Below are 15,015 nucleotides of genomic sequence, written 5' to 3' on the forward strand. Positions count from 1 at the left end.
CTACAGGGCCGATTTACTTACAAGCCAGCCGGCAAGTGTTTCAAAGTCATCGTTAGCAACACTGTAAGGCGCACAGTTAAGCGCTACATTTCTATAGGCTGTAGACTCTTTAATTACTTCATCACTATTTATAAAAAAAGGCGCCATAAGCGGCAAGGTAGATTGCCATAAAGAAAACAGGTCAAACTCAAGTGTTGATGCAGAGTTATAACGATTGACTAAAAAGAAGTGTTTCCACTGGTTGTCAGTGTGTTTTAACGTTTGTAGTTTTTTATAAATTAAGCTGTGGCAAATAGCATCACAATTAACTATTTCAATCACTATGTCGTTTTTATCGAGCGGGTAGTGGGTGATATCAATATGTGCAGGGCAATCAAAAAGAAGCCAAGCATTATTGTTGTAATCCAGTTTATTGCAATTGTTTATAAAATCGAATAACGCTGCGGTACTAACACTTTTATCGCCAAAAGGTAAAAACACTATGCCATCACTATCTTGATGAAAGTGCTCAAGTGCTTGTTCAAAGTCCTGTTCGTTACTCCAGCCGTGGTTGTACTGCCAAGGCAGGCCAAAGTGCAGGCCCAAATCGCTTTTAGAATCTAAATCTATAGCAATAACGTCAGAGCCCGACTTTTTTAATACGCAGGCTAAGTTGGCAACCATAGAAGTAGCGCCAGTGCCGCCTTTAATGCCTTTTAGAAAAATTCTTTGCAAAGGGTTGTTTACCTGTCGTTTTAATTATTACTTACGTATTTACTGCTCGGTATATTTCGTTCAGTAATGCGTATTTTTTTATTGTTTGTTTATTTTTTTGTTTATTAACAATTTCAACGTAATCTTCACTTTTGCCGCCAAAACGTCGTGCAAGGTTCTCAATGTCATTTGATGTTAAGGTTTCAGAGCTTTTTGTCGTTAAATTACGCATTGTTGCCTTTATGGTGAAGTTTATTATTTTTATTTAAAGTGGACAATATTTGTCTATTATATATAGAATAGCGGGTAAAACTAGTAAAAAAGTATTTTTTATAGGCTAAATTCAGTGCAAAACTTTAACATTTCAGGCTTGCAGCCCTCTGCTGCAGAGCTAAAACCTGCATCGTTATATGCAATTTTAGCCCCTTTAGACAATTTTGCTACTGAACTGGCATTACATGCAATTAATAAACCCTCAGCCTCTGATATTTATATTGTTTCTTCTCAAATAGAAACATTTTTTGAAGGCCCTTTTAGCGATGCATTAAATCATGCATTTGACCAACACAAAGTGCATCCGTTTAGGTTTTCGGCAGATACACGCGACTGGCCAAAGCAACAAATAATTAACAACACCCTAAAAGAGCTAAATGCTTATAAACAGCTAAATAACGCTTTAGTCATTGTTCACTTTAGTACGACTGATTTAGCCTCATTGGATCAAAAGCAACTGATGCAAAGTGTTCAGACCTATAAAAAATTTAGTACACAATCAGGAGCGACCGTCTTATTTTTAGTTTCTGGCCCTGAGGTGACTAACTATCGCTTTTTATTAAGGCGGTTAAATTCGGACCTCGACGGGTTGGTATATGTTGAAAATGATTCAACAGTGCGCGTACTAGAGTACGATTATTGGCATCACAGTACAGGTATCATCGCCTCTGTACAGTATCCATTAATGATTGAAAATGGCTGCTTTAAAGTGCAGCAAAATAGTATTACGGAACAACAAACCTCAACATCGGGTGTATTTGCAGATGAAGACGATGTGTGGATTGTACAAGGAGCTATTCCTGAAGGGACCAAGCTTCCTGCAAAATATAAAATAATAAAAGACAACAATGCGCTTTTTTCTCAAGGCCCTAAATTAGAGGCGGCAACATTGGTATTTGCAGTTTCGCGCTATACCGATTTAGCCCTGCTTGCCAAGCAATGTTTTGAGCTGAGAAAAAACTGTGGTCGCTGGCTTAAATTAGTGATTCAGAACGTTGATGGGGTGATCCGCCATCAAGATGAATGCTTATTTTTGACCTTAGGTGTTAATCTTATTTTGTATAGTTTTTCAGAGCCTTCTAGGTTGCTCTCACAGGTGCAGTCAATTCAAGGGTTTCAATTTTCAAGACCGTTACCGCCTTCTATTGAACATGTACTTCAATTTACCGAAAATACCTTTTCTAAAGGTTACCTGCCTTTTATAGAATTTACCAAACAGGTAGAAGTTCACAGCGACTCAGCTGTAAATTTAGGGGTAAGCGGGGTGTTGGTTAAATTAGAGCTTTTGCCTCGGATTGATCCTATCCACCCTTTGCATTTATTTCATATAAAGCGTGAGGGCGACGTATTCAGTTTGGTAGAAAACACCGTGTATTTGTACTTACATGCGTGTCGCGAAAATGATGTAAACAATGCGATAAAGCACTTGTTTAAATTAGAAACAAACGATTTTTTTGCGCAGCAAAATATTATTTCCGATCATTTTTATATTCAGCAAGAATGTAAACAGCTTAGGCGTTATTATGCGGGCCAAGATATAACCGATTACTCTGCCCAATTAACAGAGAATGACAGCTATAAATTTTCGCAAAAAATAGATGCAAGTGTTGCAACTAATTTAGAAACACCAGAGTTTACTAAAAACGAGCGCGCAGATGCCGTGCCGTTCAAAATGGCTATAAAGAGTAATGTATGAGTATTAATCAATTATTGATTACAGCAATTTTAGCGATGCTAGTTGGCGTATTTTTATGTATGTCGGGGTCGTTGATACTGAAAAAAATAAAAAAATACTATGCTCAGCTTACGTTTAAACATGAAGTACTCGAACCTTACAAACCAAATAGAATAAAGAAGGGTAAATAGTGAAATTATCAGGCTTAGGGGTGTGGAACCTCTATTTTTTAGTTAAGTTTGCACTTTTTTATTATGGTGCAATCGACTTTGGCTTATTAGCAAATGCTGCGCTGGCTGCTTTTTTTGCTATTTCTTACACGCACCCTTTACTAAATAAAGCCAAACATTGGTTAGGCGCAGTAATGGCCATTGTTTTACTTTATAAAGATTCGTGGTTGCCCCCTATAGACCGTTTAACACGCCAAGCTGGTAACGTGCAAGACTTTAGCTTTGGCTACTTTTTAGAGCTCATGGCGCGTGTTATTAATGTTGATATGTTATTGGCGCTGTTTGTTATTACTGTGTGCTTTTGGTATTGCTCACAGTGGATACGCTTTACCACCGTAACAATAGTTGGGCTTATGTTTGTAGCTTGGCAGGGGACAAACAACGAGGATAATTTAATTACACAGCCTGTGGCGGCTAATAATGTTCAAACAGCAGCGCCTCGTGCACAAGCACAAGTGGTAACGCAAGAAGCAAAATCGCCTGATCAGCAATTAAAAGAGTTTTATCAGCAGCAAAGTTTGCTAGCAAGCCAATTCCCTCAGCAATATAATGGCGAGTTATTTGATGTCATAGTACTAAATATTTGCTCGATGGCCGTGGCTGATCTAGAGGCCATTGGCGTAAGCCTTGATGATTTATATAGCGATTTTGATGTGGTGTTTTCTGATTTTAATTCGGCTACTTCTTACTCTGGGCCTGCTGCAATTCGCCTTCTACGAGCAAGCTGCGGTCAAACAAGCCAAACTGCCTTATTTGAAAATGCGCCAGAGCAGTGTCACTTGTTTAAAAATTTAGAAAACTTAGGTTACAAAAGCAATGTGGTTATGAACCACGACGGCCACTTTGATGAGTTTAAAGGTTTGGTGAAAAAGTTTGGTAAAATAGATGAGCAGCCTTACGATATAACTAACTTACCTGTTGCTCAATACGGGTTTGACAACAAACCTATTTATTCAGACGGGGCAGTACTAAACTCATGGTTAAATGATAAAGGTGAAGACTGCGCGCCATGTGCTATGTATTACAACACCACCAGTTTGCATGATGGCAATCAACTAGCGAATCAAGCCCGCATGAGTAGCCTTGAAAGTTACCCAATTAGACATAAAAACTTATTTAACGATATTAACGGGTTTATTAAAAACCTAGAAAAACGTGGCCGTAATGTCATGCTGATGATAGTACCTGAACACGGCGCAGCATTAAAAGGCGATAAAGTGCAATTTGCTGGGCTTCGTGAGATACCAAGCCCAAGTATTGTATCTGTTCCGGTGGCGATTAAGTTTATTGGTAAAAATGTACAAAGTTATTCACAAACGCTTGTTAGCGAATCAACAAGTTACTTTGGTTTATCGGAGCTAATTAGTGGCGTGCTTAGCACAAACTTTTTTGCAGGTAATGGCAATATTGCCGACTTAGTTGATACGCTGCCTCGTGCACCTAAAGTAGCCGAAAACGCCGACACAATAATGATGTATGTTAATAAGCGCCCTTATATTCAATTAGATGGCGGAGACTGGACCCCATATCCGCAAAATTAATTGCGTATACGCACGACCCCTTTTAAAACGCAGCTTACACGCTGCGTTTTTTAGTTTTAAGCTGCACGTTATTACAGTTTGATGTTTATAGGCGTGAGTTTACAGCGATAAAGACGGTGGTTTGTCCAAATTTGTTTACAATTTACTGTATTGAATAACGGAGTTAGCGTATTATTCGGCTAATATAGTTTTTCCTTATTCGAGGATGTATGCGTCTAGATATTCATTGTGCCGACCGTGTAGGTATTGCCCAAGAGATCCTAAATATTTTAGTAAACTACGATGTTGACTTAAAAGGGATTGAGGTTGATTCGGTAAATTGCCGTATGTATGTAAGCTTTCCTGAAATTGAATTTGAGCAATTTCAAAAAATTATGCCTTCTATTCGTTTGATTGATGGCGTACATGATGTTCGCACAACCGCCTTTTTACCCTCTGAGCGAGAGCATAACGAATTAAATACACTGCTGCGTGCACTTCCCGATGGCGTTATCTCGATTGACGCAAAAGGGTGGGTACGTTTGTGTAACGACGCTGCCTGTAAAGACCTACAGTTGAGCGAAAAAGAAGTGGTAGGGGCCAATATTAATAACCTACTAAAAGGGTTTAACTTTACGCGTTGGTTAGAAGGCAAAGAAGTACTTGGACAAACAACCCGGGTAGATGTTGCCGGTGAAGACTTTATTGCCGATATTTTACCGATTGCCGTCCCGCAAGGTGGTGAAGGTGACGTGTTAGCTGGTGCGGTTATAAATATAAAATCGCAAAGCCGCCTTGGTCAGCAGGTCAGTGCCTTTAGACGTTACGGGCAAGAAAGCTTTGCAACTATTCACAACTTTAGTACTGCTATGCGCCGGGTAGTGCGCGAAGCACGCAAAATGTCGCAGCTAGAAGCACCCATTTTAATAACCGGAGAAACTGGCACAGGTAAAGAGCTCCTTGCTCGTGCGTGCCACTATGCCTCTAATCGTTCGGTTAAGCCGTTTATTGCACTTTCGTGCGCATCTTTGCCCGATGATGTGGCTGAATCTGAATTATTTGGTTACGCCGGATATGAAGAAAACACCGCACCTAAACGCGGGGTACTAGAGCAAGCAGATGGCGGTACTGTGTTTTTAGATGAAGTAGGCGAAATGTCTACACAGCTACAAACAAAGCTGCTGCGCTTTTTACAAGACGGCACATTTAGAAAAGTGGGCGACGAAAATGAAGTAAAAGTAAACGTGCGTATTATTGCAGCCACGCAAAAAGATTTACCCGCGATGGTGCAAGAGGGCGTATTTAGAGAAGACTTATACTATCGAATTAATGTACTCACATTAGAGATTGCACCACTGAGAGACCGTAAAGCTGATGTGGGCCCATTAGCCGAGCACTTTATTCAAAAGTACGCACAGCAGAACGGCCATGCAATTCCGCTTTTATCACAAGAGTGCTTACGCTTTTTACAAGAGTACCCGTGGCCGGGTAATGTGCGCCAGCTAGAGAATGCAATTTATCGGGCGGTGTCGTTACTTGATGATAGCGAGCTACGTGTAGAGCATTTGCAATTGCCCACCTTTACCCACGATTTAGGCTATTTAGAATCAGACTTTGAAGGGTCGTTAGATCAAGCTGTAAAACGTTTTGAAGCAACCTTGCTACGCAAATTGTATCCGGCTTACCCAAGCTCAAGACAATTAGCTAAGCGTTTAGGGCTTAGCCACACTGCAGTGGCAAATAAACTACGAGATTACGGTATTAATCGCAAAACTGTTAAAGTTTAATAGCCGCTTTACTGGGCACTAGCTCTTAGTGCCCATGTTTTTAGTAACCCCATCAATGGCGATTGTTTCTATGCCATTTTCATCAAAATTAATCACTATGCTTGCGTTATTACGAGTAAAAAAGTAACTGCGGCCATTAAGCTCAATCACGTAATTGCCTTTTACGGGGTCTTTAAATTGCTGCTTTTTTAAACTGACTGTATGTTTACCTATTTGCCAATCAAACGCTTCAATAAAGCCATTATTAAACTCTTGTACCCACACTTGGCTATCGTCTTTAGCTAAAGTGATTGCCACCGAGTATGAGTTAGGTAATTGCGACATATCGTAGCTTTTGCTACCTATCGAAAATTTACCAAGCTGCTGCTGCCATGCAAAGCCAAAATTAAAGGTTTTTTCTATACCTGTTGGGTAAGTTACCGTACCTGGGCCTTTAATTGTAAAATCGGCCAGTGCGCAGGTGCTAATGCATAATAAACTGGTTGTGAAAAGTGTCGCTAATTTATATTTCATACTATGACTTTTTTATATTTATAATTTGAGATTAAAACAGAACATTCGCCTTAACAAGTGGCTATGTTACACTGAGTTAACTTTATACTGGTAAGACCTTCTCGTGAACTTATATATTAGACTTCTTTTATTATTTTTTAAAATTAAGCGCAACCGCGACTACCAACAGTTACTTGATACTGTCGATATTGATTACAAAGCGCTACCAACAGACTGCGATATAAACCTGCATCTAACAAACTCGCGTTATTTGGCTATGATGGACTTGTCGCGCACTTGGATGATTGAGCGAATTGGTCTATTAAAACAAGTGTTGAAGCGCCGTTGGTTTCCTATTGTTAATGCTACAGCCATAACTTATATTCGCGATATTAAACCTATGCAGCGTTATACCATTAGTACCAAGCTGGTGGGGTGGGATCATAAATATTTTTACATTGAACAAAAGTTTCATTCTGCACGTGGCCTGCATGCAATAGCGTATGTGCGCGGTGTGTTTAAAAACAAAAAAGGCATTGTGAGTATTGAAGAAATGCTTGAAGTAGCCGAGTTTGATGGTGTAGCGCCTATTTTGCCAAGTGAAATTATGCACTGGAAAGAAATGCTTGAGCAAAAAAAGGTGAATAACCTTCCTAAATAATTTTTATAAAATAAGGCCTTTCGGCCTTAAACACATAGAACATAGGCGCTGCAAACTTAATTAAAAGCTGTACCTTACACCAAACATGGCAACGACAGGGTCAAGCTCAACGGTTGATGTAAGGGCTTTTGCACCGTTTGCATACACTGTGGCATCGGTATCTATGTCAATCATTGATACCATGGCATGTAGCCCCCAATGTTGATCGATTTTATAGTTAGCGCCTACTTGTGCAATAAAGCCAAACGAATCATCGAGTTTTACTTCAACATCATCAGTGCCTAGGGTTGCTTTTAGCGCTTGAGAAGGCTGCTCGTCAAAAAAGGTGGTGTAATTTAACCCTACACCAATAAACGGGCGTAGCGCGTAACTTGTATCTAAAAAGTGGTATTGCGCAACCAATGATGGCGGAAGCTGTTTGATGTCGGCAATTTTATTGCCAGCTAACCCACCCGCGCCATTTACATCGTGCGAAAACGGCGTAGCGGCAATAAGCTCTACCACCCACTTATCGTTAAATGCATAATCGATTGTAATACCTAGCTGCGTGTCAGAGTCGCCTTTTAGACCCAGGGTTGGCGCTTCGTTAATTGCCGAGCTGCTGTTATCTGGATTTACATTAATAGCGCCAACATTAACGCTAAGGTTAGCGTGTGCCGCAGGGGTAATAGCAAGTAAAGAGGTAAGTAATGCAATGCTGATTTGGGTTTTCATGTTGTGCTCCAATAACTACTTTTTGATTGACGCTATTATTACAATCTCCGAGCGTTGAAAACCTGTTCTAGATCAAAGTTTCAAAAATGTTTGAAGTATGTGAACCCTTTTCTTGATTTAGATTAAAGTCAGTGCAAAAAGTATTTTAATTAATTGACACAGTTATATATTTAACGGTCATCGCACTGTATTAACTTTGCCATTATTTGGTCATATTCTCGCGCTTTAATAATCTCTCTTATGGTTATTGAGTGTGTTGTTATGTCTGTTGCAAAAGTATCGCAAAACAGTGTAAGTGAGCCTTTAAGCGCGGTGGTAAAAAATACGCAAACGCTTATTAGGTTTGAGTCTGTAACGCCTAACCAAGGCGGTGCCATAGATTGGCTTAGCAATGAGTTAACTGCGCTTGGTTTTAACTGTGAGCAGTTTATTTGTGAAGGCGTTACCAATTTAATTGCCTACGTTAGTTTTGAGCAAGAAGGACCTTGTGTTGCGTTTTCTGGGCATATTGATGTTGTGCCCGCAGAGTCGGGCAACTGGCTAAGCCCGCCTTTTGCCGGCAATATTATTAATAATGCCGTGTATGGTCGCGGCGCTGCCGATATGAAAGGCGGCGTGGCGGCTATGCTTGGTGCTACTAAGGCACTATTAAAAGAGACTAAAAGTAAAAAAGGGCGTTTTTACTGGCTTATTACCTCCGATGAGGAAGGAGAGGCCGAATTTGGCTCAGAGGTAATAGCCGCGCGTTTAGCAAAAAATAACATACAACTTGATGGCTGTATTGTAGGTGAGCCGACAAGCTCTTCACACGTAGGCGATACAATTAAAAATGGTCGCCGAGGCGCTATTTCTTCTCGTATAAAAGTATACGGCAAGGCCGGACATGTTGCCTACCCACAGAACACTATAAATGCTGCGCATATTGCGGGTAATATTGTAAATTGTTTAAGTAATTTAACATGGCCTGACGATGAGCCAAGCTCTAAAACCACCTTGCAAGTGACCGGCATTAATATAAATAATGTTGTTGATAATTTAGTGCCTAGTGAATGTGAAATTACCTTTAATGTGCGATATAGCCATGGTTATACAAGCAATGCAATAAAGCACTTTATATCAGCGGCGCTGAGTGAATACGCCCAGCACCTGGAGGTTGAATGGGAGCGAGCGTGTGAGCCCTATTATACGCCACCAACAAACGGGTGGAGTTTATTGCAACAGTTAGAGCACACCATTTATGCGCAAACAGGGAGTTACCCCATGTTAAGTACCAGTGGCGGTACTTCGGATGGGCGATTTTTTGCAAACCAGCATACCCAAGTTATTGAGTGCGGCGTTAAAAATAGTACCATTCATCAGGTAAACGAGCATGTTCCGGTTGATGATTTACTTAAAATTGAGGCCATTTACACAGACTTATTAGCGCGAATTTTTAGCCATAAATAGTAATCGCCTAATAAAAATAAACAGCGAGAATCACCTCGCTGTTTGTTTGAGTAGGGCGTGTTGATCTTTAATGATTGAGTTTGCAGCAGTATGTTTGGTTTTTAGGCAAGGCAGAGCCTATGAAGTGTGGTTATTCCCCATAAATAGGCGATAACGCAGCATAAATGCCAAACATGCGCTGCCCTTCGGGTTCTGCCTAGGGGCGATAAACTCTTTGTTGCTCGGTTTTTACTTAGCCCACTAGGTTACAAACCTCGCGCCGCGATTAAATCGCCCCTAGATTGAACAAATTTCAATCCGTAAAGTTCAACACGCCCTAACCTAAATAGCGCTTGGCTTTATTTTCTTTTACGTTTTGTAAATCTACCAGCACTAACCCATCAATACAGTTGTTAAAGTCGGGGTCGATACTAAAGCTTAAAAACTTTACGCCGCCAGGCTTGCACAGCTCAGTATATTGCTTAAATAGCGTAGGAACTTGTGCCCCCATATTGGCCAGTACATGTTTTAATTCTACAAAGTCTTCTTTTACATCGTTGCCACTAAAAACAGTTTTACACTGAGTGAGTTGTTGCTCGCTTAATTTAAACTCGTTATTGGGGGTGGCGAGGTGTTGCTCTGATTTATAATAATGTTGATAGTAATGCACGAGCATGGCTTTTGCTTGTTCAGGCAAGGCGTTAGAAACGCTCACCGCGCCAAATAAGTAACGATATTGCGGGTAGTTTTTAATAAATGCGCCAATACCATACCATAAGTAGTCTAAGCTTTTACGCCCCCAATATTTAGGTTGCACAAAGCTGCGGCCAAGTTCTATACCTTGCTCTAAATACGGTTTCATTGCTTGTGTGTAACTAAATAAACTATCGGTGTATAAGCCTTCTCGGCCATGTTTCTCTATTATTTCCTTTGCACAAGCAAGGCGATATGCCCCCACTAATTCTAGCTGCGTAGGATCCCATAGCACTAAGTGTTGGTAATCCATATCATATTTGTCGATGTCGCGGCGTTTTCCGCTGCCTTCACCTACCGCTCTAAAGGCAATTTCTCTCAGTCGTCCAAGCTCTCTAAACACTGGTGAGCTGCCAGTGTACTGATATAAATGAATATGCATGCCATCTTGTGTTTTGCCTAATAACTGACAACTCTCTATGGCTTTTTTTAGCTCTTTGCGGCACTCGGGTATAGCAATAGGGGTTTGGGTTTTAAGGGGAAGGGGCTTTTTAGTGGTAAGGCGATAAAGTTGTTTGCGAATGAGATTAACGATTTCTTTATCTTTTAAGTTTTCGATTAAATATGACTCAGGTGGAATGGAAGCACCAATTTCAAACTCTAATGACTTTTGTCGCTGCTTAAACATTTCTTTTACTAATAATAAGCTCGCAAGTGGTTTGTAAATCATTGAGGTGCCATAAAAAAGCGGGCTGTTTTTAGCTTTTATATAAATAGGTAAAATAGGGCTGTTTGCTTTTTTAGCCATGCGTAAAAAGCCACTGTTCCACTTGCAATCTTTAATACCGGTAGGGCTTAAACGCGAGACCTCTCCCGCAGGAAAAATAAGTAACGCACCTTCATCTTTTAAGTGTTTTTGTATATTACTTAATTCTTGTTTTTTACTGGTTCCCGATAAATTATCTACTGGCAACAGCAATGAATGCATAGGGGTGACCGACATTAGCATGCGATTGGCAACCACTTTTAAATCTTGCCTAACGCTGGAAAGTACTTTTATCAGCGCAAGTGCGTCAAGCGAGCCAATGGGGTGGTTAGCCACAATAACTAACTTACCTTCGCTGGGTATGTGTTCAATTTGTTTTGGTTTGTAGCGGGTATCAAAGTCAAGCTCATCAAGCACTTGTTCAACAAACTCTAGCCCTTGTAAATGGGGGTAAGCATCGCCAAAGGCGACAAATTCTTGTTCATGTAATAAGTAGCCTAGCCCCTTTTTAACTAAACCTTTTACTTTAGGGGAGTTCTCTAATTGTGGTAAGTTTGCTGCTATTACTTTATCAACGCTTATCATATTAACCTCATTTACAATTTGGCCTATTCGCCATCCTGTTTAGAGTAAAAAAAGGGTGTGACATTTACTTTGCAGTTGTGTGACTTTTTAAAGAGCACATAACGAGCTGCTCAGTTGTTTATTAGTGTAGATAAAATTTATTCAATAAAATTAGGAGCTTCTATGTCGGTATTAGTAGCCATTACCGGGCGAGATAATACAAAGCTAATTGCAAAGCTAAAAGAGCTATTACCCAATGAAGAAATAATGCAATGGCCAGAGTGTAAAAAGCTCAACAATGTAGAGTTTGTATTAGCCTGGAATGCACCAGATAATTTGTGGCAGCAATTACCTAACTTAAAAGCGGTGTCATCGTTTGGGGCGGGTGTAGATAGTATTAATATGTCTTTATTGCCTAAAGAGGTAGACGTGGTTCGCATTGTTGATACTGAGCTTGCTCAAGATATGGCAGAGTACGTGCTAGGCCATTTACTTGCGCACAAGCTGCGTTTAAAAGAGTATTTTGTTAAGCAATCACAATGCAATTATAAACCTAAGCGTGCATATAAATATAATCACGTGGGTATTTTAGGGTTTGGTGAGCTAGGTAAAGCGTGCGCCAAAAAACTAACCCTGAATGGCTTTTCGGTAAGCGCTTGGTCAAAAACTGAAAAAAGCGATGAGCAGGTGCATCTATATTCTCAGCAGCAAGGCCTTAAGGAAATGCTGCCCACAATTGACTACTTGGTATGCCTACTGCCGCTAACTAAAGATACTAAGGGTATTATTAATGCCGATTTATTAGCTAAGTTACCGGCCCATGCCTGTGTAATTAACGTTGCCAGAGGTGAGCACCTAGTAGAGCAAGATTTAATAAACGCACTTAACAGTGAAATGTTAAGGGCTGCCACGCTCGATGTATTTACCCAAGAGCCGCTACCGCAAGACCACCCATTTTGGCATAACGCTAAAATAACGATTACACCACACTGTGCCGCGTTATCTGATTTAAATAGCGTAACAGCGCAAATTGCAGAAAATATTAATCGCCTAAAAAGCGGCCTTACATTAAATAATCGTGTTAATAGAACAAAAGGTTATTAATAGATAGCAAAACAGTTTAACAAACAGCTTGTTAACATTTGTAATTTTAATTATTGTGAAGTTTAGTCACTAAAATAAAAATAATAAGAGTAACGTATGAAATCAAGTCAAGGCGGAGTAAAACTAAGTTTAGTAGTGGTTTCTATTATAGTGCTAGGCGTGTCTGCTTGGTTTAACCAAGCAAGTGCCGATCAAGTGCCACAAAGCAAAAGTTCACAAACTTCACAAAGTGAATAAGTGCATTTGCAGGCAAATTATAAAAAGGGGGATCTGTTAATTTGTTTTTGGCTTAATAAAGCCAGATCATTAAAGAGTACCCACCTTTCATTAGGTCATTTAATTACTAAAGTGCGCTTCGTTACTGGTATTTAGTAAAATAAGTTAATTAGTACCGTTTAGCATGGATCTCTCGGTTTTCATGCTTTTTCTCATCACTTTTTTTAAGCAACACATACGTTGCGCCACTGCCACCATGGTGCTTTAAAGCGGTATGATACGCTAATACCGCGGGTAGAGCCTGTAGCCACTTATTAACATAGCTCTTTAGTATACCGGGCTTAGCTTTATTTTTTATACCAATGCCATGGCGAACTAATACAACGCGAATGTTTCGCTGGTGGCAATCAGTAATAAAGTTAAATAATGTTGTGCGTGCGTTTTTAAGTAATTGGCCATGCAAATCTAATGTGGCATCAACTTGGTATTTAGCTAAGCGTAAGTTTTTAAATACTGCGCTTTGTACGCCATCTTTTTTAAAACTGAGTAATGCATGCGGGTCTAAAAGCTCTACATGCTCAGATTGTAAGTAATTTTCGTCATTCGCAAGGCTAAGCTCGGCAGCTTTGCGTTTTTCTTGCTGGGCAAGAGTGGCACTGGGATTACTTGCAAGGGGAGTTACAGTATCGTGGTTTATAGGTTTTACATCTTCCATAGAAGATAAAAATAAATCGAAATCAGATAAAGACATAGTAAGACCTAAATGAGGATTAATACGAGATAAATTTTATCTTAGTTCAATCTGTTCCCCAAGCCTTTTAATTTTTTCAAATAAAAAAGCCCAGCAAGGCTGGGCTATAAAATATCCTAAGGGGAAATGTTAACTCTGCGTTACATTAAATTGTCCAAACGTATACACTTTGAACAAGTAAAATGTATTGATCAACACTAAACTCATATTCGAAATAACACTCGACGACATCAAATCCAAGCTAAAAGACAAAAATAACAGACCACATGCACTAATCGCTGCAACACGCAGTATTGTTATGTGGTTAATAAAGAATGCACCTAAACCTAGTGCAAGTAATACAGTGTTTAAAAGCCAATCTAGCTCGTTTAGCATGGTCGTTTCAATAGTTCAGTTGTTGAAAAAAGGAGCGCCATTATGTTGATCTTTTGCACACCTTTCAACCAAGTAATTTTAAATTTTCAGATTAGTTTTTTTAATGCTAAATATAGCTAGCTAGTGCTGCAAAAAAGCCATTATTTTTTATTAGTTGGTACTTTTGACAGCTTTGCGGCGCCTTCATATCTGCGCATAAATAAAGGGCATTGCGCTTCTCGTCTAGCTGCGGGTGTAAGTTTGAATCAAGTAATGTACGGCCATACCCAAAGACCCCAGGCCAATAAATACTTTCGCTCACTAACCCTAATTTTTTATAGGTGAGCAAAGTTGGTTTTGGAAAAATAATGGCTACAGCAAAAATGATAGCCAGCGTAATAAGTAACCCTTTTTTAGACTTTACTGGCTGCTCCGCTGGGGTTGATGTTGGGTTAGCTGAAGATTGCGGTGCTGTTTGCGGCCTATTGCGGGGCTTTTTTACAGGGGTTTTTCTTTTTTGTGGTGTTTTACCAAGCAATGATTGTTTTTTTGTGTTGTTTGACATAAAGCAAATCTGGCCTTTTGAGCGTAGGTCTCTATAATAAAATGATTAAATATCTAGTTATATAATAACTTATACAATGCTTTTAGCCTACGAGGAAGATACATGGATACGCAGCTATCAATTTTAATAGTAGATGATGTTAGCACAGTGCGTAGTTTTTTGAGCCAAACGCTCATGCACTTAGGAATAGAAAACGTTAAAGAGGCTTCAACGGCTAAACAATGCATTAGCGAATGCCAAGCAGCTAATTACAATATGATTTTTTTAGATATTGAACTGCCTGACGGCGATGGAAAAGAGTTAATCGCGCAAATTAATGATATTAACCCTGAAACTAATGTGGTGATGGTGTCGGCGCATTCAGCAGTAGAAAATGTTAAAGAAGCCATTGATAAAGGTGCTAAGGGGTTTGTGGTTAAGCCATTTACGCCTAAGAAAATTGCGGCCATGTTGAAAAAGTTTTATCCCGATTTGGAAAATGTTTAACCAGCTTTAATAGTAATGCGTTAAATTAGCTTAAAGTTTAGCGGAT

The 15,015-nt window shown here is 39.7% G+C and carries 16 protein-coding genes; 8 read left to right on the forward strand and 8 right to left on the reverse strand.

Translation table 11 applies throughout. From position 1 onward, the window contains the following. Together bcsQ and bcsR are read right to left on the reverse strand one after the other, a co-directional pair. Window positions 1-714, reverse strand: coding sequence for a cellulose biosynthesis protein BcsQ (gene bcsQ, locus NQT65_RS14905; RefSeq protein WP_004588340.1), 714 nt, complete (start codon window positions 712-714; stop codon window positions 1-3). Between the two features lie 31 nt (window positions 715-745). Continuing rightward, window positions 746-925 carry a BcsR/BcsP family cellulose biosynthesis protein gene (gene bcsR / locus NQT65_RS14910; protein ID WP_256851465.1) on the reverse strand — a complete coding sequence of 60 codons (180 nt, stop codon included), beginning with the start codon at window positions 923-925 and terminating at the stop codon, window positions 746-748. A 114-nt stretch (window positions 926-1,039) separates the two neighbouring features. On the opposite strand from bcsR, the gene bcsE reads away from it, so the two are divergent. From bcsE to tyrR, 3 genes are all read left to right on the forward strand, one after another. Then, a complete protein-coding gene (bcsE, locus tag NQT65_RS14915; RefSeq protein WP_256851466.1) occupies window positions 1,040-2,662 on the forward strand; it encodes a cellulose biosynthesis protein BcsE in 1,623 nt (540 codons plus the stop codon). Window positions 2,663-2,831: 169 nt separating this feature from the next. Beyond that, window positions 2,832-4,412: a cellulose biosynthesis protein BcsG gene (gene bcsG / locus NQT65_RS14920; RefSeq protein WP_024032287.1), complete on the forward strand. Its 1,581-nt coding sequence runs from the start codon at window positions 2,832-2,834 to the stop codon at window positions 4,410-4,412. Window positions 4,413-4,621: 209 nt separating this feature from the next. Then, complete coding sequence (gene tyrR / locus NQT65_RS14925; RefSeq protein WP_004588344.1) at window positions 4,622-6,178, forward strand: transcriptional regulator TyrR; 1,557 nt, start codon at window positions 4,622-4,624, stop codon at window positions 6,176-6,178. A gap of 18 nt (window positions 6,179-6,196) precedes the next feature. Here the strand turns inward: tyrR and NQT65_RS14930 are convergent, their stop codons facing one another. Next, on the reverse strand, window positions 6,197-6,691 hold the full coding sequence (locus NQT65_RS14930; RefSeq protein WP_054983023.1) for a hypothetical protein: 495 nt from the start codon (window positions 6,689-6,691) through the stop codon (window positions 6,197-6,199). A gap of 103 nt (window positions 6,692-6,794) precedes the next feature. Between NQT65_RS14930 and NQT65_RS14935 the strand changes: the two genes are divergently transcribed. Next, entirely contained in the window at window positions 6,795-7,331 is a 537-nt protein-coding gene (locus tag NQT65_RS14935; protein WP_256851467.1) for a thioesterase family protein, read from the forward strand. Between the two features lie 60 nt (window positions 7,332-7,391). Here NQT65_RS14935 and NQT65_RS14940 read toward each other — a convergent pair whose 3' ends face one another. Then, on the reverse strand, window positions 7,392-8,045 hold the full coding sequence (locus tag NQT65_RS14940) for an OmpW/AlkL family protein (RefSeq protein WP_004588347.1): 654 nt from the start codon (window positions 8,043-8,045) through the stop codon (window positions 7,392-7,394). 261 nt (window positions 8,046-8,306) lie between these two features. Between NQT65_RS14940 and dapE the strand changes: the two genes are divergently transcribed. Further along, complete coding sequence (dapE, locus tag NQT65_RS14945) at window positions 8,307-9,491, forward strand: succinyl-diaminopimelate desuccinylase (protein ID WP_256851468.1); 1,185 nt, start codon at window positions 8,307-8,309, stop codon at window positions 9,489-9,491. A gap of 316 nt (window positions 9,492-9,807) precedes the next feature. On the opposite strand, the gene olsF is transcribed toward dapE, so the two are convergent. Beyond that, window positions 9,808-11,514, reverse strand: a complete 1,707-nt coding sequence (olsF, locus tag NQT65_RS14950) for a bifunctional ornithine lipid synthase OlsF (protein ID WP_256851469.1) — start codon at window positions 11,512-11,514, stop codon at window positions 9,808-9,810. A 162-nt stretch (window positions 11,515-11,676) separates the two neighbouring features. Here olsF and NQT65_RS14955 point away from each other — a divergent pair, with 162 nt between their 5' ends. Further along, window positions 11,677-12,597 (forward strand): 2-hydroxyacid dehydrogenase, encoded by a 921-nt coding sequence (locus NQT65_RS14955; RefSeq protein ID WP_256851470.1) that lies wholly within the window; start codon window positions 11,677-11,679, stop codon window positions 12,595-12,597. Between the two features lie 96 nt (window positions 12,598-12,693). After that, window positions 12,694-12,834 carry a hypothetical protein gene (locus NQT65_RS14960; protein WP_024032281.1) on the forward strand — a complete coding sequence of 47 codons (141 nt, stop codon included), beginning with the start codon at window positions 12,694-12,696 and terminating at the stop codon, window positions 12,832-12,834. 148 nt (window positions 12,835-12,982) lie between these two features. Here the strand turns inward: NQT65_RS14960 and smrA are convergent, their stop codons facing one another. From smrA to NQT65_RS14975, 3 genes are all read right to left on the reverse strand, one after another. Next, window positions 12,983-13,564 carry a DNA endonuclease SmrA gene (smrA, locus tag NQT65_RS14965; protein WP_024032280.1) on the reverse strand — a complete coding sequence of 194 codons (582 nt, stop codon included), beginning with the start codon at window positions 13,562-13,564 and terminating at the stop codon, window positions 12,983-12,985. Window positions 13,565-13,693: 129 nt separating this feature from the next. Further along, window positions 13,694-13,939: a hypothetical protein gene (locus tag NQT65_RS14970; protein ID WP_083901815.1), complete on the reverse strand. Its 246-nt coding sequence runs from the start codon at window positions 13,937-13,939 to the stop codon at window positions 13,694-13,696. A gap of 106 nt (window positions 13,940-14,045) precedes the next feature. Continuing rightward, window positions 14,046-14,483 carry a hypothetical protein gene (locus NQT65_RS14975; RefSeq protein ID WP_096739284.1) on the reverse strand — a complete coding sequence of 146 codons (438 nt, stop codon included), beginning with the start codon at window positions 14,481-14,483 and terminating at the stop codon, window positions 14,046-14,048. 102 nt (window positions 14,484-14,585) lie between these two features. Here NQT65_RS14975 and NQT65_RS14980 point away from each other — a divergent pair, with 102 nt between their 5' ends. After that, window positions 14,586-14,969, forward strand: a complete 384-nt coding sequence (locus NQT65_RS14980) for a response regulator (protein WP_004588354.1) — start codon at window positions 14,586-14,588, stop codon at window positions 14,967-14,969. The last annotated feature ends 46 nt before the right edge of the window (window positions 14,970-15,015 follow it).

It is taken from the genome of Pseudoalteromonas agarivorans (assembly GCF_024518735.1).
GTDB classification, from domain to species: domain Bacteria; phylum Pseudomonadota; class Gammaproteobacteria; order Enterobacterales; family Alteromonadaceae; genus Pseudoalteromonas; species Pseudoalteromonas atlantica.

What these genes read in the sequence shown, in the direction of transcription:
- bcsR (WP_256851465.1), bottom strand. Translation starts at nt 925, where the DNA reads ATGCGTAATTTAACGACAAAAAGCTCTGAAACCTTAACATCAAATGAC.
- tyrR (WP_004588344.1), top strand. Translation starts at nt 4,622, where the DNA reads ATGCGTCTAGATATTCATTGTGCCGACCGTGTAGGTATTGCCCAAGAG.
- NQT65_RS14930 (WP_054983023.1), bottom strand. Translation starts at nt 6,691, where the DNA reads ATGAAATATAAATTAGCGACACTTTTCACAACCAGTTTATTATGCATT.
- NQT65_RS14940 (WP_004588347.1), bottom strand. Translation starts at nt 8,045, where the DNA reads ATGAAAACCCAAATCAGCATTGCATTACTTACCTCTTTACTTGCTATT.
- dapE (WP_256851468.1), top strand. Translation starts at nt 8,307, where the DNA reads ATGTCTGTTGCAAAAGTATCGCAAAACAGTGTAAGTGAGCCTTTAAGC.
- olsF (WP_256851469.1), bottom strand. Translation starts at nt 11,514, where the DNA reads ATGATAAGCGTTGATAAAGTAATAGCAGCAAACTTACCACAATTAGAG.
- NQT65_RS14955 (WP_256851470.1), top strand. Translation starts at nt 11,677, where the DNA reads ATGTCGGTATTAGTAGCCATTACCGGGCGAGATAATACAAAGCTAATT.
- NQT65_RS14960 (WP_024032281.1), top strand. Translation starts at nt 12,694, where the DNA reads ATGAAATCAAGTCAAGGCGGAGTAAAACTAAGTTTAGTAGTGGTTTCT.
- smrA (WP_024032280.1), bottom strand. Translation starts at nt 13,564, where the DNA reads ATGTCTTTATCTGATTTCGATTTATTTTTATCTTCTATGGAAGATGTA.
- NQT65_RS14970 (WP_083901815.1), bottom strand. Translation starts at nt 13,939, where the DNA reads ATGCTAAACGAGCTAGATTGGCTTTTAAACACTGTATTACTTGCACTA.
- NQT65_RS14975 (WP_096739284.1), bottom strand. Translation starts at nt 14,483, where the DNA reads ATGTCAAACAACACAAAAAAACAATCATTGCTTGGTAAAACACCACAA.
- NQT65_RS14980 (WP_004588354.1), top strand. Translation starts at nt 14,586, where the DNA reads ATGGATACGCAGCTATCAATTTTAATAGTAGATGATGTTAGCACAGTG.